The organism is Bacillota bacterium (genome assembly GCA_030019365.1).
In the GTDB taxonomy this organism is placed as follows: Bacteria; Bacillota; Sulfobacillia; order JACIYH01; family JACIYH01; genus JACIYH01.
The window spans coordinates 63,682-90,420 of record JASEFA010000001.1; the positions used below are offsets into that span (position 1 = coordinate 63,682).

The 26,739-nt window shown below is 68.4% G+C and carries 24 protein-coding genes; 14 read left to right on the top strand and 10 right to left on the bottom strand.

All coding sequences use genetic code 11. The annotated features are described in order from the left end of the window. The first annotated feature begins 5 nt into the window (after positions 1-5). Complete coding sequence (locus QME70_00325; GenBank protein ID MDI6893050.1) at positions 6-2,003, top strand: heterodisulfide reductase-related iron-sulfur binding cluster; 1,998 nt, start codon at positions 6-8, stop codon at positions 2,001-2,003. Here the strand turns inward: QME70_00325 and QME70_00330 are convergent. Further along, complete coding sequence (locus tag QME70_00330) at positions 1,960-2,736, bottom strand: hypothetical protein (GenBank protein ID MDI6893051.1); 777 nt, start codon at positions 2,734-2,736, stop codon at positions 1,960-1,962. The two genes, QME70_00325 and QME70_00330, sit on opposite strands and share 44 nt — an antisense overlap. A 125-nt stretch (positions 2,737-2,861) precedes the next feature. On the opposite strand from QME70_00330, the gene QME70_00335 reads away from it, so the two are divergent. The 10 genes from QME70_00335 to lysS all read left to right on the top strand — a co-directional run bounded on the left by QME70_00335 (position 2,862) and on the right by lysS (position 13,351). Further along, positions 2,862-3,860: an ABC transporter ATP-binding protein gene (locus tag QME70_00335; protein ID MDI6893052.1), complete on the top strand. Its 999-nt coding sequence runs from the start codon at positions 2,862-2,864 to the stop codon at positions 3,858-3,860. Next, positions 3,861-4,874 (top strand): dipeptide ABC transporter ATP-binding protein, encoded by a 1,014-nt coding sequence (locus QME70_00340; protein ID MDI6893053.1) that lies wholly within the window; start codon positions 3,861-3,863, stop codon positions 4,872-4,874. 74 nt (positions 4,875-4,948) lie between these two features. Further along, on the top strand, positions 4,949-6,286 hold the full coding sequence (locus QME70_00345) for an MFS transporter (protein MDI6893054.1): 1,338 nt from the start codon (positions 4,949-4,951) through the stop codon (positions 6,284-6,286). Then, positions 6,283-8,007 carry a PEP/pyruvate-binding domain-containing protein gene (locus QME70_00350; GenBank protein ID MDI6893055.1) on the top strand — a complete coding sequence of 575 codons (1,725 nt, stop codon included), beginning with the start codon at positions 6,283-6,285 and terminating at the stop codon, positions 8,005-8,007. Before QME70_00345 ends, QME70_00350 begins: the two co-directional genes overlap by 4 nt. A gap of 136 nt (positions 8,008-8,143) precedes the next feature. Next, the gene (locus QME70_00355) at positions 8,144-8,563 is read left to right on the top strand and encodes a bifunctional nuclease family protein (GenBank protein ID MDI6893056.1); all 420 of its coding nucleotides are present in this window, start codon (positions 8,144-8,146) and stop codon (positions 8,561-8,563) included. Continuing rightward, complete coding sequence (locus QME70_00360; protein ID MDI6893057.1) at positions 8,556-9,533, top strand: hypothetical protein; 978 nt, start codon at positions 8,556-8,558, stop codon at positions 9,531-9,533. Before QME70_00355 ends, QME70_00360 begins: the two co-directional genes overlap by 8 nt. Before the next feature lie 90 nt (positions 9,534-9,623). After that, positions 9,624-10,151 carry a helix-turn-helix transcriptional regulator gene (locus QME70_00365; protein ID MDI6893058.1) on the top strand — a complete coding sequence of 176 codons (528 nt, stop codon included), beginning with the start codon at positions 9,624-9,626 and terminating at the stop codon, positions 10,149-10,151. Positions 10,152-10,311: 160 nt separating this feature from the next. Next, a complete protein-coding gene (locus QME70_00370) occupies positions 10,312-11,253 on the top strand; it encodes a hypothetical protein (GenBank protein MDI6893059.1) in 942 nt (313 codons plus the stop codon). Positions 11,254-11,341: 88 nt separating this feature from the next. Next, positions 11,342-11,818 (top strand): transcription elongation factor GreA, encoded by a 477-nt coding sequence (greA, locus tag QME70_00375; protein ID MDI6893060.1) that lies wholly within the window; start codon positions 11,342-11,344, stop codon positions 11,816-11,818. A gap of 27 nt (positions 11,819-11,845) precedes the next feature. After that, positions 11,846-13,351 (top strand): lysine--tRNA ligase, encoded by a 1,506-nt coding sequence (gene lysS, locus QME70_00380; GenBank protein MDI6893061.1) that lies wholly within the window; start codon positions 11,846-11,848, stop codon positions 13,349-13,351. Between the two features lie 82 nt (positions 13,352-13,433). On the opposite strand, the gene QME70_00385 is transcribed toward lysS, so the two are convergent. The 7 genes from QME70_00385 to nadE form a co-directional block, all read right to left on the bottom strand. Then, the gene (locus QME70_00385; protein ID MDI6893062.1) at positions 13,434-14,816 is read right to left on the bottom strand and encodes an MATE family efflux transporter; all 1,383 of its coding nucleotides are present in this window, start codon (positions 14,814-14,816) and stop codon (positions 13,434-13,436) included. 124 nt (positions 14,817-14,940) lie between these two features. Then, on the bottom strand, positions 14,941-16,059 hold the full coding sequence (locus tag QME70_00390) for a saccharopine dehydrogenase NADP-binding domain-containing protein (protein MDI6893063.1): 1,119 nt from the start codon (positions 16,057-16,059) through the stop codon (positions 14,941-14,943). An 86-nt stretch (positions 16,060-16,145) separates the two neighbouring features. Further along, on the bottom strand, positions 16,146-16,868 hold the full coding sequence (locus tag QME70_00395; GenBank protein ID MDI6893064.1) for an amino acid ABC transporter ATP-binding protein: 723 nt from the start codon (positions 16,866-16,868) through the stop codon (positions 16,146-16,148). Between the two features lie 18 nt (positions 16,869-16,886). After that, a complete protein-coding gene (locus tag QME70_00400; GenBank protein ID MDI6893065.1) occupies positions 16,887-17,561 on the bottom strand; it encodes an amino acid ABC transporter permease in 675 nt (224 codons plus the stop codon). 76 nt (positions 17,562-17,637) lie between these two features. Then, on the bottom strand, positions 17,638-18,453 hold the full coding sequence (locus QME70_00405) for a basic amino acid ABC transporter substrate-binding protein (GenBank protein MDI6893066.1): 816 nt from the start codon (positions 18,451-18,453) through the stop codon (positions 17,638-17,640). A 65-nt stretch (positions 18,454-18,518) separates the two neighbouring features. Further along, on the bottom strand, positions 18,519-18,899 hold the full coding sequence (locus QME70_00410; GenBank protein MDI6893067.1) for a protease complex subunit PrcB family protein: 381 nt from the start codon (positions 18,897-18,899) through the stop codon (positions 18,519-18,521). Between the two features lie 38 nt (positions 18,900-18,937). Beyond that, positions 18,938-19,684, bottom strand: coding sequence for an NAD(+) synthase (gene nadE / locus QME70_00415; GenBank protein MDI6893068.1), 747 nt, complete (start codon positions 19,682-19,684; stop codon positions 18,938-18,940). Between the two features lie 187 nt (positions 19,685-19,871). Here nadE and QME70_00420 point away from each other — a divergent pair, with 187 nt between their 5' ends. Both QME70_00420 and QME70_00425 read left to right on the top strand, forming a co-directional pair. Further along, the gene (locus QME70_00420) at positions 19,872-20,576 is read left to right on the top strand and encodes a hypothetical protein (GenBank protein MDI6893069.1); all 705 of its coding nucleotides are present in this window, start codon (positions 19,872-19,874) and stop codon (positions 20,574-20,576) included. A gap of 136 nt (positions 20,577-20,712) precedes the next feature. Further along, positions 20,713-21,525: an HAD family hydrolase gene (locus QME70_00425; protein ID MDI6893070.1), complete on the top strand. Its 813-nt coding sequence runs from the start codon at positions 20,713-20,715 to the stop codon at positions 21,523-21,525. Here QME70_00425 and QME70_00430 read toward each other — a convergent pair. Next, a complete protein-coding gene (locus QME70_00430) occupies positions 21,491-23,533 on the bottom strand; it encodes a helicase C-terminal domain-containing protein (protein MDI6893071.1) in 2,043 nt (680 codons plus the stop codon). The genes QME70_00425 and QME70_00430 overlap by 35 nt on opposite strands. A gap of 188 nt (positions 23,534-23,721) precedes the next feature. On the opposite strand from QME70_00430, the gene QME70_00435 reads away from it, so the two are divergent. After that, entirely contained in the window at positions 23,722-25,110 is a 1,389-nt protein-coding gene (locus tag QME70_00435; GenBank protein MDI6893072.1) for a hypothetical protein, read from the top strand. Positions 25,111-25,413: 303 nt separating this feature from the next. Here QME70_00435 and QME70_00440 read toward each other — a convergent pair whose 3' ends face one another. Then, on the bottom strand, positions 25,414-26,655 hold the full coding sequence (locus QME70_00440) for an MFS transporter (protein ID MDI6893073.1): 1,242 nt from the start codon (positions 26,653-26,655) through the stop codon (positions 25,414-25,416). Between the last annotated feature and the right edge of the window lie 84 nt (positions 26,656-26,739).

Below are 26,739 nucleotides of genomic sequence, written 5' to 3' on the forward strand. Positions count from 1 at the left end.
TGGTCATGCCCGCACGCACCATATACTGGAACATACCCGGGCATCCTTGGTTGTACCTGTTCTTCGTCATCGCCGTCGTGGTGCTGGCCTGGGGTCTGTGGGGACGTTACCGGGTGATCCGCCGGGGTCCGCGTCAGCCCCTGTGGGACCAGGCCGGCCGGCGGCTGTGGTCCCTGGTGGTGGACGGCCTGTTCGAGCGCCGCTTCTGGACGGACCCCTATGCCGCGGTCATGCACCTCTGCATCATGGGGGGCATGCTGGTGCTCCTGTTCGGAACCGCCGTCGTCCTCCTGCAGGCCGACTTCCACCTGCCCGTCTTCCGGGGCACCTTCTACCTGGGGCTCTCCCTGGCCCTGGACGTCTTCGGGGCGCTGGCGGCCCTGGGGCTGGTGATGGCCCTGGTGCGTCGCTACCTGGTCCGGCCCGCCCGGCTGGACAACCGGGGGGAAGACGCCCTCATCCTGGGCGGGCTGCTGTTCGTGGTGGTGAACGGCTTCGCCCTGGAGGCCCTGCGGCTGGCAGCCGCCCCCGACCCGTGGCAGGGCTGGACCCCGGTGGGCGCTCTCCTGGCCGCGCCCCTGGCCGGGGTACGCGCGGCCACCCTGATGGCCTGGCACCGGGTACTCTGGTGGGTCCACCTGAGTACGGCCCTGGCCCTGGTCGCCTGGTTGCCCTTCTCCAAGCTGCTCCACATCGTCACCGGGCCGGCGCACCAGCTCCTGCGGGACCTGGGCCCGCGGGGAACGCTGGCGCTGGTGGACTTCAGCGACGAGACCCGCGAGGTTTACGGGCTGGCCAACCTGGACGAGGTGGGGCCGAGGGGCAGGCTGGCCCTGGAGGCCTGTACCCGCTGCGGGCGCTGCCAGGAGGTATGTCCCGCCCACCTTTCCGGTAAGCCCCTCACCCCCAAGCAGGTGGTGCTAGACCTGCGCGCCGAGCTGGAGGCCGGCCTTCAGTGGTGGCAACGCCGCGCGGGTGGTTCAGGCCAGGCGGCGGGGCGCACGATACCGGGCCAGGTGGTGGAGGCGGACGTCATCTGGTCCTGCACCACCTGTGGTGCCTGCCAGGAGCACTGCCCGGTGTACATCGACCACCCCCCTCTGCTGGTGGAGATGAGACGCTACCTGGTGATGGTGGAGGGAGATTTCCCTTCCGAGGCTCAGCTTGCCCTGCGCAACGTGGAGACCAACTACAACCCCTGGGGGGTGGGCTGGGCCGAGCGGGGCCGGTGGGCCGAGGGGCTGGACGTCCCGGACTTCGCCGGCCCGGCGGGGGCGCAAGCCGACGCCTGGCTTTACTGGGTGGGGTGCGCGGGGGCCTTTGACGCCCGCAACCGCAGGGTGGCGACCAGTCTGGTCCGTCTCCTGCAGCAGGCCGGGGTCCCCTTCGGCATCCTGGGTACCCAGGAGCGATGCTGCGGCGACCCCGCGCGCCGGCTGGGGAATGAATACCTGTTCCAGATGCTGGCCGAGCACAACATCGCCGCCATGTCCCGCGCCGGGGTGCGGCGCATCGTCACCGCCTGCCCCCACTGCTACCACGTGCTGGGCCGCGAGTACCCCGCCCTGGGGGGCCAGTTCCAGGTGGTGCACCACACCACCCTGCTGGCCGACCTGGTGAGGGAGGGGAAGCTCGCCCCCGTCGCCCGGGAGCCTCTGGAGGAACCGCTCGTCTACCACGATTCCTGCTACCTGGGAAGATACGCGGGCATGTACGACGCGCCCCGCCACCTCCTCGACGCCCTGGGGACGGGCCGGGTGGAGCTTTCCCGGGCGCGGGCGCACAGCTTCTGCTGCGGGGGCGGGGGCGGTCGCACCTTCCTGGAGGAGTCCCTGGGCAGGCGCATCAACCTTATGCGCAGCGAGGAGATCGTGGCCGCCCGGGCGCGCACGGTGGCCACGGCCTGTCCCTTCTGTCTCACCATGCTGGAGGACGGTGCCAAAGAGAGAGGAGGAGCCTTCACCGTGTACGACGTGGCCGAGTTGCTGGCCCGTCGTCCGTGACGGATGGGGAGCCGCTGCCGGGCCCGGGCCGGTTGCTGCCGGTGGGCCGGGCCGGCGGATGGGGGCGGGAAGGCCGCTTGCGACGAGATGGCTGCCCCCGGCGGGTCCCTCCCCGGACCGACCGGGGGCGGTTGTTATTGCCCGGCCGCAGGAGGTGCAGGCGCGCCAGCAGTTCGCCGGCCCAGGTGATGATTTCCCCGGAGCGGCGGATGGCCAGGCCCTTGCAGGCGGCCTTTCCCCCGATGGTGAGGGCGGCCACTCCGCTCACCACCACCACCTGGGGGACCAGGTCACCGGCATGAGGGTACATGGTCACCAACCGGAGCACCAGGGTGGAAGCGGCTGCCCCGCTCAGGGTACCGCAGATGTCGCCGATCACGTCCGTGCAGAAGTTGTTTACCTTATCGGCATGGCGAACCAGCCACAGGGCCTGGCGGGCTCCTGGCCTTTTCTTGGCGGCGCGGGCGTGCAGGGGTGCTTCGGAGGCGGCGGCCGCAGCCACGCCCACGATGTCGAATACCACGCCCACCGCCACCACCGCCAGGATGGCGGCCACTGCGGGCGCAATGCCCAGCCGGGAGGAAAGAGCCTGAGTGGGAAAGGACATGCCCAGGGAGATCCCGAACGCCAGGGCGGCCATCGCCGTACCGTAACGCAACCCCCGGCGCGCCTGCGACCGGTTAATGCCGCCGCGCGCCGGACGGCGTCTGGGACCTCTGTCGTCTTCCGCCAATGCGCTCAGTCACCCCCGCCGTAATCTATATTTTCTTCGTCCCCCTCCACTTCCTTCCGATCGCAAAGCGGGAGGAGAATTGCGCCGGGGAGCGAAAAGAAAAGAGAACGAGGATCGGGGGAGGGCTGAACTTGGAGAAGCTCATCGAGGTCAAGGACCTGAAGACCTACTTCTTCACCTCCGACGGAGTCCTGCCCGCCGTGGACGGGGTGACGTTCCACATCAATCGGGGCGAGACCCTGGGGGTGGTGGGGGAATCCGGCTGCGGAAAGAGCGTCACTTCGCTCTCCATCATGAGGCTGGTGCCCATCCCTCCCGGCAGGTATGTGGGCGGGGAGATCCTGTTTGACGGTGAAAGCCTGCTCAAGAAGTCCGAGCCCGAAATGCGCAAGATCCGCGGCAACGACATCGCCATGATATTCCAGGAGCCCATGACCTCCCTCAACCCGGTGTACACCATCGGTGACCAGATCGCGGAGGCCGTCCAGCTGCACCAGGGTCTCAAGCGCCGGGAGGCCATGGCCAAGGCCGAGCACATGCTGCACCTGGTGGGTGTGCCCGACCCCCACCGGCGCATCCGGGAGTATCCCCACCAGCTGTCGGGGGGCATGCGGCAGCGGGCCATGATCGCCATGGCCCTCTCCTGCAACCCCAAGCTGCTCATCGCCGACGAACCCACCACCGCCCTGGACGTCACTATCCAGGCCCAGATCCTGGAGCTCATGAAGAGCCTCAAGCGGGAGCTGGGGATGGCCATCATGCTCATCACCCACGACCTGGGAGTCATCGCCGAGATGGCGGAACGGGTGGTGGTCATGTACTCGGGGAAGGTGGTGGAGGAGGCAGCGGTGTACGACCTCTTCCGCGAGCCCCTGCATCCCTACTCCGAGGGGCTGCTGACCTGCATTCCCCGTATCGACCGGGCCCGGGGCAGGTTGAACGTCATCGAGGGGGTGGTCCCCAACCCGCTGGAGTTCCCGCCCGGGTGCCGGTTCCATCCTCGCTGCCCCTACGCGCAGGACGTCTGCCGCGTCCAGGAACCGCCCCTGGTCGCGCAGGGTTCCCGCCGCATAGCCTGTCATTTCACTCCGGCCCAGCGGCGGCCGGCCCGGGAGGTGGCATAGGTGAGCGTGGTGCTCAAGGAAGAAGTGGGTCCGGCCGCTTCGCCCCAGGGAGACTTCCTGCTGGAAGTGGTGGATCTCAAGAAGTACTTCCCGATCTACGGGGGCGTGTTCTCCCGGGTGGTAGGTTACAACTACGCCGTGGACGGCGTGTCCTTCCGCGTGAAGCGGGGAGAGACCTTCGGCCTGGTGGGCGAGTCGGGTTGCGGCAAGACCACGGCCGGGCGGACCATCCTGCGGCTGACGCCGGCCACCTCGGGCAAGGTGTACTTCGATGGACAGGATGTCTACGCCCTCTCGCCCGCCCAGATGCGCCGGCTGCGCCGGGAGATGCAGATCATATTCCAGGACCCCTATGCTTCCCTCAACCCGCGTATGACGGTGGGGGAGATCATCGGTGAGCCCCTGGAGATCCACGGCGTGGCCCGGGGCGCGAAGAAGCAGGAGCGGGTCAGGGAGCTGTTGCAGGTGGTGGGGCTGCAGTCTTCCGACGGCCGCCGCTACCCGCACGAGTTCTCGGGCGGGCAGCGGCAACGCATCGGCATCGCCCGCGCCCTGGCCCTGAACCCCAAGTTGATAATCTGTGACGAGCCCGTTTCCGCTCTGGACGTGTCCATCCAGTCGCAGATCCTGAACCTGCTGGACGAGTTGCAGGATCAGTTCGGCCTGACGTATATCTTCATCGCCCACGGGTTGCATGTGATCAAACATGTGTCCGACCGGGTGGGCGTCATGTACCTGGGCAAGCTGGTGGAAGTGGCATCAGCCGACGAGCTGTTCGCCGAGCCGTACCACCCTTACACCGAAGCCCTGCTGTCCGCCATCCCCGTTCCCAATCCCGAGGTGCGGCGGGAGCGCATCGTGCTGGAAGGCGACGTGCCCAGCCCCATCAACCCTCCGCCCGGGTGCCGGTTCCACACCAGGTGCCGGTACGCCCAGCCCCAGTGTCGCGAGGCGGAACCTCCCCTGCGGGAGGTGGGTAGCGGCAGGATGGTAGCCTGCCACCTGCGTCCCTAAGATCGGTCGGGTTCGCCACGGGCTTGCGCCGCTACCTGCCGCGGGGGTCAAGGGAAAGAGAGGGGGAGCGGGGCATGGAGGGAGGCCGCAAGCGGCTGAGCACGGCGCGCATGCTGGCTTACAGCCTGGGTTCCCTGGGAGCATCCGTCCCGGGCCAGGCTTTTTCCACGTATGCGGTGTTCTTCTATGTCGACGTCCTCAAGCTGCCGGCGCTCTGGGTTGCCACCATCGGCATGACGATCTACGGGATCTGGAACGCGGTCAACGACCCTCTCCTGGGGTACCTGTCTGATCGCACCTCCACCCGCTGGGGGCGGCGCATTCCCTGGATCGCCGGAGGTCTCCTGCCCCTGGTGGTGTTCTTTATCCTGGTATGGACGCCGCCCGCCCTGGCGCCCGGCGGGCTGTTCGCCTACTTTATGGTGGTCATCTTCCTGTACGACTTCTTCTTCACCCTGGTGGTGCTGAACTGGACGTCCCTCTTTCCCGAGATGTTCCCCAGCCTCAAGGAGCGGGCGGTGGTGTCGGCCTGGCGGCAGATCTTCGGTAACCTGGGTCTCATCCTGGGGGTGGCCCTGGCCCCCATGCTGTACAGCACCATGGGCTGGGCGGGCATGGGTATCGCTCTGGGCGTGGTCACCGGTGCGGCCCTGGGCGTCTCCCTGCTGGGCAGCCGGGAGGACCCCTCCCTGCGCGGAGAACCCCTCTTGCTGGGCCCGGCCCTGCGCTTTACCCTGGCCAACCGGTCCTTCCTGACCTATGTGCTCACCAGCCTCACCGTGCAGTTCGCCTTCGTGGTGCTCCTGGCCACCCTGCGCTTCTATACCAAGTACGTGCTGGGGCTGAACGAAGGCCAGCACACCATAATGCTGCTGGCCTGTTTCCTGATGGTGTTCATCCTGCTGCACCCCTGGGGCCGGATCACCGTGCGGCTGGGACCGCGCAAGACTATGATGGTCGGCATCGTCATCTTCGGGATCACGCTCCTGCCGGCCTGGTTCGTGAGCGAGTTCGTAGGGGGCGTGGTATTCGCCGCCTTGCTGGGCGTGGGCCTGCCCGCGCTCATGCTGCTCCTGGACGTGCTCATCTCCGACGTCATCGACGAAGATGAGCTGCGCTCGGGCGCCCGGCGGGAAGGCATGTACTTCGGCGTCCATGCCCTGGTCATCCGCCTGGGAATCTCTTTTCAGGGCCTGGTGATGGGTGCCGTCCTCACGTTCACGGGGTACGATCCCCGCCTGGCGACCCAGACAGCCTCCGCGCTCTGGGGCCTGCGTTTTCTCATGGCCGGCGTTCCCCTGGTGGCCCTGGTTCTCGCTTTCGTGTGCATAGTGCTGTACCCCCTGCACGGGGAGCGGCTGGCCGCCGTGAAGGCCGAGATCGCCCGGCGTCGCGAGGGCTGTGAGGCTTGAGCGGCGGGAGGGGCTACACCGCTTTCAATCCCCTGGAGATACCCGCCTTCCGGTCCCGGATGCTGGGGCCGGGGTTCATGGGGGGAAAGGCGAAAGGCCTGTTCCTGGCTGAGCACGTGCTGGCCGGGCGGGGTCTGCTGGGCACGCGGGTGCTGATACCGCCCACCTGGGTGCTGCCCACCGGGGTATTCGAGCAGTTTCTAGACGGGAACGATCTGTACCGGTTCAGCCCGGGTGCCCGCACCATGGAGGAGTACGGGGAGATCGTGGCCGAGTTCGCCCGGGCCTCCCTGCCGCGGGCGGTACGGGAGCGCCTGGGGGCATGGCTGGCCGGGGTGGAATACCCGCTGGCCGTGCGTTCTTCGGCATTTCTGGAGGACAGCCTGCGCTACTCCTTCGCCGGCAAGTACCACACGGTTTTCATCCCCAACCGGGGACCCCTGGAGGTCCGCCTGGCCCAGCTGGAGGGGGCCATCAAAGAGGTGTACGCTTCGGTGTACGGGCCCGATGCGGTGGCCTACCGCCAGCGCCGGGGCCTGGGGGACGACAGCATGGCCGTCATGCTGCAGAAGCTGGTGGGCAGGGAGCACCGGGACCTGTTCTACCCCGAGATCTCGGGGGTGGGGTTTTCACGCAACTACCGGTGCTGGAGCGAGCGGGTGCGGCCCCAGGATGGGGTCCTGCGCCTGGTGTTCGGCCTGGGGACCCGGTGCACGGGGCGGGGGTACGCCCGCCTGGCTTCCCTCACCAATCCCGACCTCCGGCCCGAGGGCAACGATCCCCGCGACGTGGCACGGTACTCCCAGGAGATCTTGGACGCGCTGCACCTGCCCTCCGGGCAGCTGCAGTCGTGGAACATCAATCAGCGGCCGGACGTGATGGCCTGCCATCCCCGTTTCGGGTGGTATGCCCGCCTGTACCTGCCCGACCGCAACGAGCTGGTTCCCCCGCCCGCATTGCTCCCTGCGGGGCCGGCCGGTACCAGGTACGTTTTCAGCTTCCCGGACCTGGGCCGGCATTTCCGCCCGGTGGTGGACACCGTCCGGGACCTGTTTGCCCTCCTGGAGGAGCCCGAGGCCATGGACACCCCCGCGGACATCGAGTTCACCTGGGACCCGGGCTCGGGGGAGTTCTACCTGGTCCAGGCCCGCCCGCTCTCCAGCTACGAGGAGTTCCGGCCCGTGCCCATCCCGGACCGGCTGCCCGGTGAGGTGATCCTGCGGGGCGACCGCATGATGACGAACGGGCGGCTGGAAGCCGTAAACCACCTGGTGTACGTGGACCCCGAGCTGTACCGGCAGACGGCTGACAAGGCGCGGGTTGCCAGGGAAGTGGGGAGGGTGAACGAAGGACTGGCGGGAGACCGCTACATCCTGGTGGGGCCGGGCAGGTGGGGGACCACCCACCCGGCCCAGGGGGTCCCGGTCCAGTACAGGGAGGTGGCCCACGCCGGGCTGCTGGTGGAGTTGGGTTCGCGCGAGGAGACCTTCATCCCGGAGCTGTCTTATGGCACCCATTTCTTCGCCGACCTGGAGAACGATCGCATTCTCTACCTTCCCGTCTTCACCCACCTGGCCACCAACCTTTACCACCGGGACTGGTTCTCCCGCTCTGCCGCCGGAGAAACCGGTCACCCGGCAGTGAAGGTCTACCGCGGCAGGTTCTCGGCCTATCTGGACGGTCGCCAGCCTCTGGGGATCGTGGTTTCCCATCCCCTCTAGCGGGCGCGCCCATGCCTGCCCACCCGCGCGCGGCACTGCGTCCGCCGGCCATGCGCGGGCGGGTGCTGCCAGCTCCACTTGCTCCGCCTCCGGGTCATCGTGTATGCTGGGAGCGCACGAATCGGGGGGGATGGGCATGAAGCCGGTCAGGGTGGAGCGCCTGGGCATGGACATGGTTTCCGACCAGGTGGTCGTATTCCTGAAGGAGCTGGACGGCGACCGTTCCCTGCCCATATGGATCGGGCACCTGGAGGCGGGCTCCATCGCTCTGGCCCTGGAAGGAGTGCAGCCGCCCCGGCCCATCACCCACGATCTCTTGAAGAGCATGCTGGAGGCAGTGGGAGCGCGGGTGAAACGGGTGGCGATCAACGAGCTGCGCAACGAGACGTTCTATGCCTTGATCGAAATCGAAGCAGACGGGCACACCTTTGAGGTGGATTCCCGCCCCAGCGACGCCCTGGCCCTGGCCCTGCGCGCGGAGGCTCCCATCTTTGTGGCGGAACAGGTGCTGGAACAGGCCGGGGTACGCTCCAGCGAGGGAGAGCAGAGTGGATAGCATCGTCATCCCGGTGGCCAACGGGGTGCTCCCCCGTCCCGACGGCGGATTGGTGACCGGCATATTCGTGAACCCCTATGCGGCCCGGGTGCTGCAGGAGGCGGAACCGGGGGCCGACATCCTGCTGTGCCCGTACGGCATCGCCAGGGGCAGGCTGTACCCGGTGGGGGTGATGGTCTCCGTCCGGGAGGCCTGGATGCAACCGGTCTACGTGGGCGATCCCCGCGGGCCCTACCGGAAGGTGGTGGCCCTGTTTGCGCGCGTGAGCGGGCGAGGGCGCTTCCGGGCGGGGGCGTTCTGGCGGCGGGGGCAGACCTTGATGGCCTCCCGGGTGGAAGCCCTGGACGTGGCTGCCCTCCGGGCAGAGGGGTATCCCGTGCTGGACGGGGCCGGGTGGCAGCCCCTGGGCGGGCATACCCGCTTCCAGGGGCCGGACGACGTGGTGGTCACCCTGGAGGGGGTGGAGTACGCCTCCGGCGGGCCGGTGGAGGTGGCCGGCAACGTGGGAGGGATCATCCCTCCCGATCAGGCCCACACCGTGGAACACGGCATGATCCGGGCCCTGTCCCGGTACGCTTTCTGCACGCCCCGCCTGCTCCGGGAGGCGTTTGCCGAAGAGGGCAGGGAACTTGAGCAGTCCCTGGACCTCGGCTTTCGCCTGCGCCTGCCGGAAGTGTTCGGGGTGACGCAGACGGGAGCCTGTGGCAATCCTCTCTCCGACCTGGCCCATTTCTACCTGGCCCGGGAGCTGGTGGAGAGGCTGGTCGAGGGGGAGTCCTTGCCCCGGTCCCTGCAGGCGGCCCGGAACGTGACCATGTCGCGCCTGGTGGAGGATCTGGAGCTGACCGACCGGACCCCGTTCCGCGTCCCCCGTGCCCTGAAGCACGGTATGTTCCACGATAACACTCCCATGGACCTGAGCACCCTCAAGCGAGTGCTGGCGCGATTTCCCGCCTCGCCCTGGTCATAGCTCCGTGTACCCCGCGCGGCCCGGTGCGGGCGTCCGGCGCCACACGGCCGGCCAGGCGCGCCGGGGCGGGCGTCCGGAGGAGGTGGCCCCGTGGACCTGGTGCGCATCGGTGAGAAGGTGCTTAGCCGCCAGAAGCTGGCGGAGGCCATCGACCGCATCCTGGAGATGCGGGCCCGGGGGCTGTCCCAGCAGGAGGTGGCGGACCGAGTGGGGGTGGACCGCACCTTCGTTTCCCGCCTGGAGACCCTGGGTGAGGTGCGCAAGGGCCGGACCATTGCCATCGTCGGTTTCCCGGTGGACAACCGGGCCGAACTGGAGGAGGTGGCTCGCGAGGAGGGGGTGGACTACACCCTGCTGCTCACCGACCAGGAGCGCTGGGAGTTCCTCGAGAACAAGAGCGGGGTGGAACTGTTCAACGAGATCATGTCTATCATCTACGCCGTACGGGAGCACGACGTGGTCATCCTGCTGGGCTCCGACCGCCGCGTGAGTCTGATGAAGGGCCTCGTGGATAAAGAAGCCGTCCTGGTTCCCCTGGGCGCATCCCCCATGACCCGGGGAGCCCGGGTGGACCGCGAGAAGCTGCGTGCCGTCATCCGCTCCGTCAAATCCCCGTGACGCGGCTGAAGCAGTACCTGCCCGGGGCTTTCTCGCGCAGAATTGATGGCTGCATGCGGTCATAAGATATCTCGTGCCCGGGTGCGCCGGACCTCCTTGCCCGGCGGGGCAACAGAGGTACCGGTGGGGGCCGGGTGTTCCCGGCAGGAGGAGAATGGCCGTGGGCTTCGCCTGCGTATTTGCTTCCGCAGCGGGCGGTGGTCCCTGCGGGGGCATGCTCGCCACGGCGGCCAGGGCGGTGGGCGGCATGGACCTTCCCTGGCGACGCCGGGTGGTGCGGGTAACCCGGGCGGACGGGCGGGAGGGGTGGGCGGCCCTCCTCCCCCGGGATTCCTCCCCTCGCCGGGTGAGCCGGACAGTGGCGCGGCTGGCCGGCACGGGAGCAGGGGAGGTGAGCCTGGCTCCCCGATTCGGCCTTCCCTGCCGGGGCCTGCACCTGTGGATGGCCGCGTGCCTGCGGGCCGCCTTGCTGCTGGCCTCGGTCCGGGGAACGCCCGCGCGGGCCCTGGTGGTGGGGGCCGATACCGCAGCGGGGCGGCTCGCCCTGAGCTGGCTGGGGGCCAGGCTGAGACACATCTGCGTGGGGGATGCGCCGGGATGGCGGCATATGCGGGATGGGGATCGGCTGCTGGCCGACCTGGGGGTGGCAGTGCGGTGGGATCCGGTCGATGGCCCCGGGCCCCCCTGGGAAGGGGATCTGGTGGTATGGGCGGGCGAGTCCCGTATCCTCGAGCGGGAGGTGCGCGCACCGGTGTGGCTGGGGGCGTGCTGGGTGCCGTGTTCGGGTACGGAGATGGTGGTGGAGGATGCCCTCCTCTCGGGCCCCGGGATGAAGGGCATACCCGCCTGGTGGTGGAAGGAGTGGGGCTGGCGGGAAGGATTCCTGCCCGCAGGAGGCCTGGAGGCGGCGCTGGGCGGCGCACCCTGGATGCGGGCGCACCCGCTCGACCGGGTGTGGCGGGCGGCCCGGGAGCGGGGGTGGTCGCTGGCGGGGGCCCTTGTGGCCCAGGGCGGCCAGCCGGGGAGGTCGCGCGGCGCGGGGCGGGTGGTGTGGTTGACAGGCATGGAGGCTGCGCATATAATCGGGAATGCCATTGACTGAGCACCGGGCCGCCGGCCCGGGGCCTTCATATATTGCCGGTGGAGTCCGATTTATCGAGGAGCAAGACTCCCGGGGAGGAGAAGATGAGGTGGCCCAGAAAGAAATCGTTCTTTCGCCGGAGGGCCTCCAGAAGCTGGAGAAGGAGCTGGAGTACCTGAAGTCGGTTCGCCGGCGGGAAGTGGCAGAGCGGATCAAGCAGGCCCGGCAGTTTGGTGACCTGGACGAGAACTCCGAGTACGAGGACGCCAAGAATGAGCAGGCTTTCGTGGAGGCGCGCATCGCCGAACTAGAGAACGTGCTGCGGTATGCCCGCGTCCTCAACCGGGAGGCCATCGATCCCGAGCGGGTGAGCCTGGGGGCGCAGGTCACCCTGCGGGACCTGGAGACGGGGGAGGAGTTCACCTACACCATCGTTTCCTCGGCGGAGGCCGACCCGGCTGCCGGTCGCATTTCCGACCAATCCCCGGTCGGACGCGCGGTGCTGGGGCAGAAGGTGGGCTCGCAGGTGGAGGTGGTGGCGCCCCTGGGCCGCTTCCGATACGAGATTGTGGCGTTGGGGAGGTAAGAAAGGAGCTTGGGTTCCGGAGAAGGCATCGCGGGAAGGGAAGATGCCGGGGCGGGCCTCGCGGAGGGCCGGTTGACCGATGTGCTGGAGGCCCGCCGGGCCCGGCTGGAAGAATGGAGGGCGAAGGGGGTCGACCCGTTCGGGGGCAGGTTTGAAAGGACCCACTTCGCCCGGCAGATTCAAGAGGGGTTCACGGCCCTGGAGGGGACCGAAGTACGGGTGGCGGGCCGGGTGATGGGCCTCAGGGTCCATGGCAGGGCCAGCTTCGCCGACCTGCAGGACCTCACCGGCCGCATTCAGGTATATGCCCGCGCCGACGTGCTTCCGGACGGGCAGTATGACGACTTCACCCTGCTGGATACCGGCGACATCATCGGGGTGTGGGGCAGGGTGATGCGCACCCGCCGGGGCGAGACGTCGGTGCAGGCGGAAGGATGGCAGCTCCTGGCCAAGTCCCTGCGGCCTTTGCCCGAGAAGTGGCACGGCTTGCGCGACGTGGAGCTCCGGTACCGCTACCGGTACCTGGACCTCACCGTCAACCCCCGGGTGCGCGACGTTTTCCTCACCCGGACCCGGGTGGTGCGGGCCATCCGCAGCTTCCTGGACGCCCGCGGGTTCTACGAGGTGGAAACCCCCGTGATGAGCCCGGTGGCGGGCGGAGCCACCGCCCGGCCCTTCGTGACCCACCACCACGCCCTGCACCTGGACCTCTACCTGCGCATCGCCCTGGAGCTTCACCTGAAGCGACTCATCGTGGGCGGTCTGGAGAAGGCTTACGAGATCGGGCGGGTGTTCCGGAATGAGGGCATATCCACCCGTCACAATCCCGAGTTCACCATGCTGGAGCTCTACCAGGCATATGCCGACTACGAGGACATGATGGAGCTCACGGAGCAGATGGTCTCCCGCGTAGCCGCCGAAGTCCTGGGCACCACGGTCATCACCTACCAGGGCCAGCGCATCGAGCTGGAGCCGCCCTGGACCCGCCTGAAGCTGTGGGACGCCATGGGTCGCTTCGCCGGCCTGAGCCCGGGGGACATCCGGGACGACCGTGATGCTGCCCGGGTGGCTGCCGCCCGGGGGCTGCGCATGGACAGGCCTCCCACCAAGGCGGGAGTGATCGAGAAGATCCTCGAGGAGCAGGTGGAACCCCACCTGGTACAACCGGCATTCCTGCTGGATTACCCGGTGGAGATGTCCCCTCTGGCCAGGCGGCGGCCCGATGATCCCTCTCTCGTCTACCGCTTTGAGGCTTTCGTGGCCGGACGGGAGATAGCAAACGCCTTTTCGGAACTGAACGATCCCATCGACCAGAGGGAACGCTTTGCGCAACAGGCGGCCATGCGGGCGCGGGGCGATGAGGAGGCCCACCCCTACGACGAGGACTTCCTGCTCGCCCTGGAGTACGGCATGCCGCCCACGGGGGGGCTGGGGGTGGGCGTCGACCGCCTGGTGATGCTGCTTACCGATTCGCCATCCCTGCGCGACGTTATCCTCTTTCCGCTCCTGCGCCCCCGTCCCGCCGAAGACTGACAGCCGCCTTCGGTGCGCCACCGCCGCAGCGGGCACGGTGGCGGCCCAGGGTGGCGATATGGGGCGTGGCCGGCGGCGGTGTTCAGATGCGGATGGTCTGCCAGCGGCGGCTGCGGAAGCGGGAGGTGACCAGTACGGCGCGAGCCCACTGGTCGCAGGCGATGGCGCCCCAGACTCCGTAAAGGCCCAGCGGCAGCACCATCACGCCCAGGTAACCCAGGGACAGACGTACCACCCAGATCCCCACCAGGGTCATGTATAGAGGCCAGCGGGTGTCGCCTGCTCCCCGCAGGGCCCCGGCCAGCACCATGTACAGGGCCAGTCCGGGCTGGGAGATGGCGGCTATGCGCAGGGCCGAGCTGGCCAGGACCGTCACCTGGCCATCGGTGGTGTACATTCGGGCGAGGGAGAGGGAGAATAGCGCGAACACCAGGGAGAGGGCCGTGACCAGACCGAAGGCCAGCACGCGGGCCGCGTAGGCGTAGCGTTCCGCCAGCCGCAGCCTGCGCGCTCCCAGGGACTGCCCCACCAGGGCGGTGGCGGAGATGGCGAATCCCATGCTGATGGGGAAGGTCAGGTTGGTCAGGTTGACGGCGATCTGGTGGGCGGCGTAGGTGGTCATCCCCAGGGAGGTGACCACCCGCACGAACATGAGGATTCCTAAGGACATGGCCAGTTGCTCGGCGGCGCTGGGGATGCCCACGTTGAGGATGCGCCGCAGCAGGCCGAAGTCGGGGCGGTAGCGGGACCACGAGGACAGGTGCAGGCCGCAGCGACCGGTGGCGGTGGCGATCAGGAAGACGGCGGATCCCCACAGACCGCTCAGGATGAACGATATCCCGGCGCCGGTGAGGCCCAGGGCGGGCGCGCCCATCCTTCCCCCCACCAGAAGATACGCCGTGAGGACGTTGAGGGAGGTGCCCACGGCGTTGACCATCATGGGAGTGCGGGTGTCTCCCGCACCCCGGAGGCTGGCCCCCAGGCACATGGCCAGGGAGCTCGGGGGAATACCCGCGAAAAGGAGCCTGAGATACGGCGCGGCCAGGGCGGTGGTGGGGGCGTCCAGCCCCATGAGGCGCAGGGCGGGACGGGCCAGCATGAACCCGGCCAGTCCCACCAGGACGGCCAGGGCGACGGTGGCGGAGGCCGCCTGGCGGGCGGCGTCGCGGGCGGTATCGGCATCCCCCGCCCCCATAGAGCGGGCCACCACCGTGGTGGCGCCCGCCCCCAGGGCGAAAAACCCGGACACCAAGAACCACTGCAGCTGGTTGGAGACGCCCACGGCGGCAATGGCCTCGGGCCCCAGGCCTCCCACGATGGTGAGGATGAGCATCTGGGCGAAGCCGAAGAAGAGCTGCTCGGCCACCGAGGGCCAGGCGAGCCTCAGGACATGGCGCGCCAGGACCGCGCCGGGCGCTCCTTCGCATATGGTGACGAACGAAGGCAGGGCATTACTTCGGGCCACGGAATACCTTATTGGCCGCTCCCGCCCGTTTTCCTCCCGCGGGGCTGCCCGGTCTTCAGGGGCGCGCGGGCCGGCGGGGCTGCGCTCGCCCGAGGCGCGGGCCCGGGCCTGCGGGGGGCTGGGGTTATTCGAGGGGCTGGACGGGGCCGACGTGAACGGTGATGCCGCGGGCGGCCAGCTCCTCCAGGAAGAGGTCGGGAGGAACGGCTCCTTCCGCTTCCGGGGCGATGACGCCCGGGCGCCTGATCTGGCCCCGCCCCACCATAAGGGTGCCGATGGCCAGGGGTACCCCGGTGAGATTCATCATCCGGTCTGCGGCGGCCAGTTCCACCCGGGCCGGGCGGCCGTCCTTTTCCCCCCGCACCTCCACGTGGATGGCCGAGAGGGGACGGGCGGGCCTTCCCAGCTTCTCCAGCAGCGGGAGCAGGGGTTTGATCACCCGGCCCAGGGCATCCTTGCGGGCCGGAGTGGCAGTGAGTCCCAGGCGGGCCACGGTCACGGCCAGCCAGTTGAGGAACCCCTCGGTGAGACCGCCCCGCAGGGATACCTCCTGCAGGCCGGGGATGAAGCGCGGGATGGTGACCGGCTCGGGGTGTCCCACGTGGTAGACGGGCACCGCCCCGATGGGATCGGGGAAGGTGACCATCTTGCGGCCGGTTCCGGCCGCCGCCCGGGTCATGGTACCCCCCGAGAAGGTGGGTACCCGGCCGGTGAAGATGTGCATGGTGTGCAGCACCACGGCGTATCCTTCTGAATCGGCCGACGCCCCGCACCAGGCCACGTGGACCTCGCGGGCGGAGTCCAGCATGTCGACACCCTTGCGGGCCAGGACGTTGGACAGCCCGGGGGTCCACCCCAGGCCGGTGAGGATCGTTACGCCGCGCTGGCGGGCCTCTCCGTCGAGCTCCAGCACTGCCTCGGCGGCATCGTAGTCGTCGCAGATGCTCACGTAAGGCCTTCCCGCGTCGATGGCCCCTCTGGCCACCTGGACCTCGAAAAGGTAGAAGGGCCCGATGGCCCCCGCGGCCACGTCATGCTCGGCGATGAGGCGGGCGAGCGCATCGTGGTCCCGGGCGTCCACGGCGCACGCCTGCGCCCGGGGTCCGATGGCAGCCGCCACCTGCTGTGCCTTTTCCAGATTACGGTCCGCAATGGTCAGGACTTCCACTTCTGCCGCCCGTCCCAGCTCCCTGGCCGCCCGGCTTCCCATGTCGCCCGCTCCGCCCAGCACCACGACCTTCACCGAAAGAGCCCCCTTTGCTGAGCTTTTTTCCTTTGAGGGAATTCGCTGACGGAGGGTTCTTTCCTGCCACCCCCTGCCAGTGCGGGTCAGAGGACCTTGCTCAGGAAGGCGCGGGTGCGGTCGTGCCGTGGCGAACCGAATACCTGCTCGGGCGGGCCCTCTTCCAGGATGACACCGTGTTCCAGGAACATGATGCGGTCGGCCACCTCGCGGGCGAAGCCCATCTCGTGGCTGACCACCAGCATGGTCATCCCCTCCCGGGCCAGGTCCTTCATCACCGCCAGCACCTCGCCGATCATCTCGGGATCGAGGGCGGAGGTGGGCTCGTCGAAGAGCATGAGCTTGGGGCGCATGGCCAGCGCCCGGGCGATGGCCACCCGCTGCTGCTGGCCGCCGGAAAGCTGGGCGGGCAGGCTATTCACCTTGGCGGCCAGGCCCACCTTGGCCAGCAGCTGCCGCCCCAGCTCCTCCGCTTCCGCCCGGGGCATCCCCAGCACCTTGGTGGGAGCCAGGGTGACGTTTTCCAGGGCGGTCAGGTGGGGGAACAGGTTGAACAACTGGAACACCATGCCCACCTGGCGCCTGATCTGGCACACGGGGGCGTGTCGCTCCGTGATGGACTGGCCGTCGATATATACCTGGCCGGAGGTGGGTTCTTCCAGCCGGTTGACGCAGCGCAGGAGGGTGCTCTTCCCCCCTCCGCTGGGTCCGATGACGACCACCACCTCCTGCCTGGCCACTTCGAAGCTGACGCCTTTCAGCACCTCGAGCCGGCCGAAGTACTTGTGCAGGTCCTTCACCATCAGCATGGGCCCGTCCATGATCTGTCACCTCCCCTCGCGGCGGTGCTCGCGCTTGAGCCTGATCTCCATCCAGGCGACCAGGCGGGTGAAGGGCAGAGTCATGGCCAGGTAGAGCAGGGCCACCAGGATGTAGATTTCGAACGGGCGGAAGGAGCGCCCTGCGGAGATCATGCCCCGGAACATGAGCTCCTCCATGGAGATGATGGCTACCATGGAGGAGTCCTTGAGCATGGCGATGAACTCGTTGCCCAGGGGAGGGAGCACCCTCCGGAAGGCCTGGGGCAGGATCACGTACCGGAAGGCCTGTACGGGCGTCATGCCCAGGGACAGGGCCGCCTCCGTCTGTCCCCGCTCGATGGACTGGATGCCGGCCCGGAATATCTCGGTGACGTAGGCGCCGCAGTTGATGCTGAGGGCGGCGATGGCGTCCACCACCATGTTGGGTTTGTATCCGAAAAGTTGAGGGAGCCCCCAGTGGATGAGCGCAATCTGGGCCAAAAGGGGCGTCCCGCGGAAGAAGTCAACGTAGACTGCGGCCGGCCAGGAGACGATCTTCAATCGGGAAAGGCGAGCGACGGCTGTGAAGAGCCCGATCGCGGTTCCCAGGGCGGTGGTGATCACCGTGAGCCGCAGGGTGAGCCACGCCCCGCCCAGCAGGAACGGGAAGTAACGCTCCATGACTTCCAGATTGAGGGTCACGGGTGTCGGACCTCCCCTCACGCAAAGGGGAGGGGTGTGGAGCCACGCCCCTCCCCTTCGTTTGTGGGCCGGGATCTCACTTGCCGAAGAACTGGTTGTACAGCTCGTCGTACCTGCCACTGGCCTTGATGGCGGCCAGGGCGCGGTTGATCTTGGCGTGCAGATCGGTGTCTTCCTTGCGCATGGCCATGCCCAGGTATTCCACGTTGATGGGCTGACCGATCACGAAGGGATCGCCCGGGTTGGCTTTAACGTGCTCCACCGCTACCGGCAGGTCGAGCACGCAGGCCACGGCGCCGCCGATCTTCACCTCATTGATGGCATCGGGGGTGCTCTTGAACTTCTTGATGTTCACCAGCTTCTTACCCTCGCCCTTGAGCTTCTCGTTGAGCTTCTCCATGGCGAACTGGCCGGTGGTGTTGACCTGCACGGAAACGTCCTTGCCGGCCAGGTCATCAGGCCCCTTGATGCCCGCGTCCTTGTGGGACATGATGACCTGCCCGGACTTGAAGTAGGGGTCCGAGAAAGTCACGGCCAGGGCCCGTTCGTCGGTGATGGTCATACCGGAGATGATGAGGTCGATTTCCTTGGCCAGCAAAGCCGGGATGAGCCCGTCCCAGGCCATGTTGCGGATGTCGGCCTTGAACCCGGCTTCGTCGGCAATGGCCCGGATCAGGTCCATGTCGAATCCCTTCAACTCGCCCGTCTTTTCGTCTACCCACTCAAAGGGCGGGTAGGCCGCTTCCGTCCCCACCTTCACCACCGGTTTCTCCGGCTGGGGCGGGGGCTGCTGGGCTGCCGGCGGCGCCGCCGGTTGCTCAGCCTTCTGGGCGCATCCGGCCAGTCCCAGCAGCAGGCCGGCCGCCAGCAGCAGGGCCAGTGCCTTTTTCACGATGGATCCCCCCTCCGGTGAATATCGCGCCGTTTTCTTTTCGCCGCGGGGAGGACAATTCCTGCCTATGAGGGCATTTCTCCCCAAAAGTCGATGGGGAGGGGCTGCCGCTGCCTTCCGGATAGGAGGGAGGCTTCGCGGAGCACGACCGGTCCCTGGCCAGCATCGACCACCAGGGAGGGATAGGTGAGCACCTGGGCCACCATGGCACCCCGGGGCGGGCCCAGGAGTTCGACCTCCAGCTTCCCGCGGGCGAGTTGCTCGGCAGGGGGCCCCGTCAGGCGGAGCTCGTACCCGGCCGTCCTCTGCTCACCGGCGCTGACGAGAAGGTAGATCCGGCGCCGGTACGAGGTGACATACACCCCCGGCGCCGCGCTCTCGACTCGCTGGCGCAGTTGATCGGGGACTTCCTGCCGGGCCAGCACGCGGGGCATCTGCGCCGACACATCGACCACCTCACCATCACGCTATGCGGGTGCGGGCCTCAGGCTCCTTTTGCCGGGGGGAGCGGCGGGGGTTGGGTGGGCAGGCGGCGCTTGTGTTCGGAGACCAGGTGCATGCGCTCGATGCACCGGCGTACGTCCACTGCCGCCTCGCCGGTGAGCAGGTAGCGGTCCAGGTCGGAGTAACTGAGGCCCATTTCCCCTTCGTCGGTCTGACCGGGCCACAGCCCTGCGGTGGGAGGTTTGCTGATGATGGGCTCGGGAACGCCCAGGTGGCGGGCGAGCTCCCGCACCTGGCTCTTGACCAGACCGGCCAGGGGCAGGATGTCCACGCCTCCATCCCCGTACTTGGTGAAGTACCCCACGTGCAGCTCGCTGAGGTTGCCGGTTCCCACCACCAGGAGGTTGTAGGTGTTGGCGTAGTAGTACAGGGCGATCATGCGCAGGCGGGGTTTGAGGTTGGCCAGGGCCAGGCGGTGGCGCTCGGGGGGACCGCCGGCGGGCAGGGTGGCGCGGAGGGCCCGGTAGGGCTCGTCCAGGGGTATGGTGACGGGCTGGAGGCCGAGGGCTCCGGCCACCAGGTCCGCGTCCTGCAGGTCGGCGGGGTCGCTCTCGCAGGGCAGGATGAGGGTGTGGGCCGCTTGCGGGAAAGCCCGCCTGCAAAGGGCGGCGACCGTGGCCGAGTCCACGCCGCCGCTCAGGCCCACCACGGTTCCCCGGGTTCCCGATTCTTCCACCTGTTCCCGTATCCACCGCACCAGGTGCTCTGCCAGTCTCGCGGTGTCCATCCCGTTCCTCCTTTCCAGGATCACTCAGTAGTTGTACGTGTCGGGCGGCGGGTCCTCCCTGCTATGTCAGTTCCGTGACGGGGACCGCGCCGGGCACGCCAGGTGCCCTAACTGGGAATATGTCCCTCAACAATGGGTACAATAAGGGGCGACGGTTACCATATTGTAGGAGAAGGAGTGTAGCAGGATGGAGGACGCGGAGAAGCTGTTCTACCAGGACATGCGGGAGAAGCGGGTGTCGGCGGCCGGTGCCCGCCACAAGAAGGGGAAGAAGGGGCGCGTGGGCAGGGTGGTCACGCCCTCCGACGTGTCCGGTCCGGAGTACCGCCAGGGGGGGCAGACGCTCAGCTACAACGTGACCGAGCTGGTGGGGGTGCTGAGCCAGAGCCCCGCCCTCAAGGAGGCGCTCCTGGGTCGACTGGACGAGGAGTACCGCACCTACCGGCTGGCCGTCGAGCGCACCGTGGAGGCCGTGAACCAGCTGCTGGGGGCAGCCCTGCAGTCGACCCACCGCCAGGTCCACGAGCTGGCGAATCGGGTGCAGGCGCTGGAGAACGTCCTGGCCGAGGACCGGGGGATGGCCTACGGGGTGGACGGCCCGGCGGTCGCAGATCCCCTGGAGGAGATAGCGGGCGGGAGCCACCGGGGTGCGCCCGGGCGGCCCGCGCGTAAGCGCATCCGCTGGGGGTCTACGCCCGAGGAGATCAAGAGCACCACCTTCCGGGTCCTGGAGGGGCTGCAAAAGAGCGGGGAGCGCATCACGGTGGGACTCATCCGGGCGCGCACTCCCAGCATGATGCGCTGGCTGTATGGCGAGAAGGCGGTGTTCGCCGGTCTCAGGGGCCTGATGGAGGAATACCAGCAGCACATGTCCCACGCCGCCGGGTCGTAGCCCGGCGGCCCGGAGCCGCAGCCTGCAGCAAGCGCGGTTCGCCTGGCGCCGTGGCCAGCGGCCTGCAGGTGAGCGGGGGTCCCGGGGCGAAACAGCACGGTGAGAAGCCCGGCGGGGGGCGAACGCGACGAGAGCCGTGCTGTTCGACTTTGGTAGCACCCTGACCGTGTGCCCCGCCTGGATGGACCTGGAACTCGACACCCTGGTGGACGTGGTCCTGGCCGGTCTGGCCGGCAGGGGGTGGCCGGTTCCCCGGGAGGTGGACCACCAGCGGGGCAGGCGGATGCTCCGGCACCTGCGTGAGGTAGCCCGGACGACCTGGATGGAATGCCCCGCCCGGCGTTGCGTGCAGGCTATCCTGCCCGCGCTGGGTGTGCCAGTTCCGCCCGGTTCCGTGCTCGACCGGGTGCTGGAGGACGTTTACGGGAGGCTGCTCCCCGAGGTGAGCTGGGTGCCGGGCAGCCGGCAGCTTCTGGCCTCCCTGGCCGGGGAGGGAGTGGCCCTCGGCCTGGTGTCCAACGCTGCATATGCCCCCCTTATCCGCCGGGTGCTGGGCGAGGCCGGGGTCGCCCTCCTCTTCGGGACGGTAATCATTTCTGCGGAGCTGGGGTGGAGAAAGCCGCACCCCGCCCCCTTCTTGCGTGCCCTGGGGGATCTGGGGGTGGCTCCCGGAGAAGCGTGCCACGTGGGCGATCACTTCCACCAGGACGTGGTGGGTGCGGCCCGCGCCGGCATCCGGCCCGTGTGGATCAGCGCCGCGGGCGGGGACGGGACCGGGTACCCCCCGTTGTACGACCGGGCGGCGGGTGTCCCCGAGCCCTCCGGGCCGGCGACCCTTGCCCGCCTTCCCGGTGGGGCGACGCCGGTGGTGGTGCCCGACCTGCGCGGGGCGGCGGAGTTCGTCCTGGGCGCGATCAGGGAGAATGGTAAAGAAGGGCCACGTCGCTGAGGTCGGTGGTGGTGCGCACGGGCGGAAGGGTGCGCATGAGGAAGCGACCGTAGTGACGGGTGGCCAGCCGGTGGTCGAGGACCACCACGGCGCCCCGGTCTGACCGGCTGCGGATGAGGCGCCCGAATCCCTGTTTCAGCTTGATGGCTGCCCGCGGCAGGCTGTATTCGCGGAAGGGGTCCTTGCCCAGGGCCCGCAGGTGCTCGCAGCGCGCTTCCACCAGGGGCTCGTCCGGCACCTCGAAGGGTAACCGGGCGATGATCACGCAGGAGAGGGCTTCTCCAGGCACGTCCACTCCTTCCCAGAAGGAGTCCACCCCGAAGAGCACCGACCCCGGGTGGCGCCGGAATCCTTCCAGCAGGGCATCCCGGGACGCGTCCCCCTGGCGCAGAGGGGTGTATCCCATCTCCTCCAGGTGGGGCGCCACCTCCTGGTACACCTGATTCATGGCCTGGTACGAGGTGAAGAGCACGAAGGCCCTTCCCCGGGAGATGGCCACGATTTCCCGCACCTTCTCGGCCACGTAGGAAAGGTACCCGGGCCGACCGGGGTCGGTCGACCTGGCGTCCTCGGGGACGCACAACAGCGCCTGCTCCCGGTAATCGAAGGGGGATCCCAGCACCAGCCCCTCATACTCCCCCAGGCCGAGGGAAGAGGCGGTATACGAGAAGTCTCCGCCTGCAGCCAGGGTGGCTGAGGTCAGGATCGCGCTGCGCGTGCGCGAGAACAGCAGATCGGCCAGGACCTGGGCCACCGAAACGGGCGCACAGCACAGGGCCACCCCCCCGTAGCGCATGCCCGGGGTGGGCTCCAGCCAGTACGCGCAGTCAGGGTCGGCCAGCGCAGCCGCCTGCTCCAGTTCCTCCCCCAGGGTGCGGCAGCGGAAGGCCTGGTTGGCGGCCAGCCGGGAAGTTTCTTCCGAGAGGCCCATTTCGGCCAGCTGGTCCAGAGCTTCGGCCAGACGAACGAGGTCGGCCAGGGGTCCCTCGTATCCTGCCAGGGGTGACCGGAGCCGCAGGGCCCGTCCTCCGCCCGGGGCGGCGGCCAGCATCCGGCCCAGGTAATCGAAGAAGCGGGCGGCGGAGTCGCGCAGCCCCGCCAGCACCCGGTCGTAGCGGACGAGGGTGCGTTCGCTCAGGGCTCGTTTCACATCGGGTCGGCGGACGAGATCCTCCACCGATTCCGCCAGCCAGGCCAGGCGGTAACCGGTGAGCCGCGTGCCCAGGTGATCTGCCGCTACCCGCTCCAGGTGGTGGGCCTCGTCGCATATCACCACATCGTGGGATACGAGCACGCCCGCGCCGCCCGTTTCCCGGCGCACCCTCAGATCGGCGCAAAGCAGGGCGTGATTGGTCACCAGCAGGTGGGCCTCGTCCTGACGCCTGCGCGCCCGCCGGAAGAAGCATTCCTGGCGGAAGGGGCACTTCTCTCCCACACACTGGTCGCTATCGCTCTGCACCCTGGCCCACACCTCACCCGGGACGGGAAAGGGCAGATCGGCGCGGTCGCCGCTGGCGTCACGCTGGCCCGCCCACCGGGCCAGTTCACTGACGGCTTCGTCTGCCTGGTTGGCCACCACGCCCAGGCTGAGTTGCTGCTCGCGCGCCATGCTTTCGGCCTGCAGTCGCCTCCGGCACAGGTAGTGGTTTCTCCCCTTGACCAGCACTGCCCGGAGGGGCGGGGCGTCGAGGCCTTCCAGGACGTGCTCTACCGCAGGGATGTCTTTCCCGAGCAGCTGTTCCTGCAGGTTGATGGTGTGGGTGGTGATGACCACGTGTTCGCCCCGGCCCAGGGCCCAGATGGCGGCGGGGAACAGGTAGGCCAGGGACTTCCCCACGCCGGTACCGGCTTCCACCAGGCCGTGGTGGCCCTCCTGCAGGCATTTCCATACCAGGCGAGCCATCTCCAGCTGCTGCGGACGCTCTTCGTACGCCGGCAGTACCCCGGCGAGCAGCCCGCCCGGCATGAAGATAGCTTCCAGGAGCGACTCATCGAGGGTTAGGGCCAAGAGATTCCCCCCTGTCCGGCTAGATTTTGCCACAGGTCCCCGCCAGGCCGCAACGCATGCCGGTGTGTGGTCGGCAGGCCGGTTCTGCTTGCGGGTTGCGAACGGGCGTGTGAAAACCCCTTGACAGCAAGAGCGAACACCTGTTATACTAGAACTGCAGTTCGAATGAACAGGGAGGGCGGGGCAGCATGGATCGTGTGATTTACCTGTGGCTCCAGGGCGGTATTGCCCTGGCCCACCTTTTCGCCCGCACGGAGCCCGCGGACGGGGGGAACACCCCGGTGGCGCCCCCGCAGGGAAGCGCGCTGCCGGAGACCCGCCCGGAACCCCTTCTCGTCTGTCACCAGGGGCGGCTGGTCGATACTTCTGCGGAGGTTTCCGGCCTCCGGGTGGGGGAGAGGCGTTCCCGCCTGGGGCAGTTCTGCCCGGGGGCCTCGGTGGTGGCGTACGATGCCGGGGTATGCGGGGCTCGAGCCCGTGATTTCTGGGATCTGGGCACCACCCTTTCGCCGGTGGTCGATCCGGAGGCGGAAAACCGGGTGTACCTGGGGTGGAACACGGCGTGGCCGGAGCGGCTCGATCGCGGGGTAGTTGCCCTGGCGGAGAAGGTGGTACCCGCCCTGGGATACCGCCTGCTGGGAGCCCTCGCCTCCAGCAAGGTGGTGGCCCGGGGGGCGGTGCAGTGGCTCTACGATGCCCTGGGTGAGGGCAGGCCCCCCCGGTTGCCCGGGTCGGACCGGGGTAACCGGCTGGTACCGGTTGGACGGGGGGGTGCTGCGGGCTGGTGGCTGGAACTGGGCCTCCGGGGGGAAGCGGAGTTCTGGGCCTCCCTTCCCGTGCGGTACCTGTGGCCGTTACCGGAAGACGTGGTAGAGCGATTCCTGCGGCTGGGATTGTATCGCATCGGGGATGTGGCCGGGTTGGGGGCGGAGACCCTGTCCCTCAAGTTCGGTGCCCTGGGGGGCGATATCGCCCGCCTGGCCCGGGGGGAAGGGCCGGATGATGTGCAGTCCCGTCATCCGCCGGAGAGGGTAGAGCGCCAGCTCAGCTTCACCGCCCCGGTGTACGACTACGGGACGGTGGCCAGAGGGTTGAGATGGCTGGCCCGGGAAGCGGCGGCCGCCCTGCAGCAGAAGGGATATGGCACGCGGGATCTGGTGCTGGAAGTGGAGTGGGAAGGGGGTGTGCGCACCCGGGAGGAGCGCCGGTTGCCCCGGGGGGAAGGTGATCCCGCGCGGCTGGCCCTGCTCACCGGGCTGCTCTGGGAGCGGCTGCTCCTGGGCGGGCGGGGACGGCCCGCTGCCACCGCTGGCCGGGCCGGGCCCGCCCTGCCGGCGGCGCGCGGTCGCGTTCCGGGTGGAGGGGTGCAGGCGGTGCGGGTGGTGGCAGGAGGCCTGGAAGAGGCGTGGTTCGGGCAGTTGCAGCTTTTCCCCGGCGACCAGCCCACTTCCTCGGAACCCGCCGCCGAAAGGTTGCAGGCGGTTCTGGAGAGCCTGCGGGAGAGGTATGCCCGCGAAGTCGTGCGCGTGGGGATGACCCCCACCCGTCGCCAGTTGATGCTCTCCTTCTACGCCTGACCGCCACCCGGGGTGGCCTTCCCGGCGACAGTGCGCCCTAGGCCGGTACCTCCTGATGGCGCATGGGGGGAGTCTTGCCCGTGCCGTACCATGCTCCTGTCGTGCGCTGGGCCCGCGAACAGGGGCTTCCCCTGCCCCTGGGGATCGTGCGCGACCACCGTTTCCTGCCGGTGGTGGACGTCCTCGATCGCTGGGCGGAGACGGGGAGGTGGTGGGAAGGCGAAGAAGGGGAAACCATCTATTTCCGGGTCCGGCTGGCCGATGGCAGCGTCCGCGAACTGAGCTGCCCGGTCGGTCGCAGGGCTACAGGGGGCGGGGGATCCTGGTTCGGCGGGAGAGCCAGTGGGTCACCGCTAGGGCCACGAGCAGGGACGAGCCCCCGCCCATCGCAAAAGCCCAGCCCGCTCCCCAGCGGTCGGCCAGGGTACCGGCGAACAGGTTCCCCAGGGGGCCGGTGCCCTGCATGAGCATGCTGTAGACGCTCATGGCCCGTCCCCTCATCTGGGGCGGTACGCTCACCTGAATGGTGCTGTTGGCGGAAGCGGTGAAGGTTATCATGCTCCAGCCCACGACCACCAGGAGGGGCACCAGGACCGGGAAGGACAGTCCCCACGGCATGGGGCCGGTGATGATCCCCAGGACGGTTTCCACACCGGTGAAGGCGAACAGGGCTCCCCAGAGGAGCCTGGCACGGGGCCCACCCTGGCTGATGGCGGCCAGGGCCAGCGCCCCAGCCAGGGCCCCCGCGCCCTGGGCGGAGAGGAGAAAGCCGAAGCCCTCCGACCCGGTGTGCATCTCCTGGCGGGCCAGCACGGGGAGGAGCGTCTGGAAGTTCATGGCCAGCATGCTGGTTGCTCCGGCCGTCAAGAACACGGCCAGCACGTAGGGGCTCCGCCATATGTAGGAGAGACCCGCTCCGATATCCTGGAGCAGCACCATGCGACCGGGGGTGGGGTGCTCTTCCAGGTTGATCAGGGCCAGGCTTAAGAGCACGGCCAGGAAGCTGACCCCGTTGGCCACGAAAGCCCAGCCCGTACCGGTGGCGGCGATGAGGAGCCCGGCCACCGATGGTCCGATGAGGCGGGCCACGTTGAAGCTGGTGGAGTTGAGGGCGATGGCGTTCAGGATGTCTTCCCGCCCCACCAGGTCCATGATCATGGACTGGCGGGCCGGGGTATCGAAGGAGGTGATGACACCCAGCAGGGTGGCCAGTATCATGATGTGGGCCGCCGTGACCCGCCCGGTGAGGGTGAGCGCAGCCAGGACGAAGGCCAGGATCATGGCGGCGGCCTGGGTGACCATCACCAGCTTGCGGCGGGGGAGGCGATCGGCCACCGCTCCGGCGGGGAGGGCCAGGAAGAAGATAGGGGTGAACTGGAGGGCTCCCACCACCCCCAGCAGGAAGGGGGAGTTGGTCAGCTCCAGCACCAGCCAGGACTGGGCCACGCGCTGCATCCAGGTGCCGATGAGGGAAATGCACTGCCCTATCCAGTACAACCGGAAGTTGCGGTGTCTGAGAGCGGCAAAGGGGCTGCGGATGGCCAATCGCGATCCTCCAGTTACTTCGGGAACCTCAATTTCGCCTATTCCAGAGGACGTCCCCTCATTCCTGCAGGAACCGGTCGCTGG

Excerpts from the sequence above, each read along its gene's own strand:
- QME70_00325 (MDI6893050.1), top strand. The coding sequence starts at position 6 with ATGCCCGCACGCACCATATACTGGAACATACCCGGGCATCCTTGGTTG.
- QME70_00345 (MDI6893054.1), top strand. The coding sequence starts at position 4,949 with ATGGAGGGAGGCCGCAAGCGGCTGAGCACGGCGCGCATGCTGGCTTAC.
- QME70_00355 (MDI6893056.1), top strand. The coding sequence starts at position 8,144 with ATGAAGCCGGTCAGGGTGGAGCGCCTGGGCATGGACATGGTTTCCGAC.
- QME70_00395 (MDI6893064.1), bottom strand. The coding sequence starts at position 16,868 with ATGCTGATGGTGAAGGACCTGCACAAGTACTTCGGCCGGCTCGAGGTG.
- nadE (MDI6893068.1), bottom strand. The coding sequence starts at position 19,684 with ATGGACACCGCGAGACTGGCAGAGCACCTGGTGCGGTGGATACGGGAA.
- QME70_00420 (MDI6893069.1), top strand. The coding sequence starts at position 19,872 with ATGGAGGACGCGGAGAAGCTGTTCTACCAGGACATGCGGGAGAAGCGG.
- QME70_00435 (MDI6893072.1), top strand. The coding sequence starts at position 23,722 with ATGGATCGTGTGATTTACCTGTGGCTCCAGGGCGGTATTGCCCTGGCC.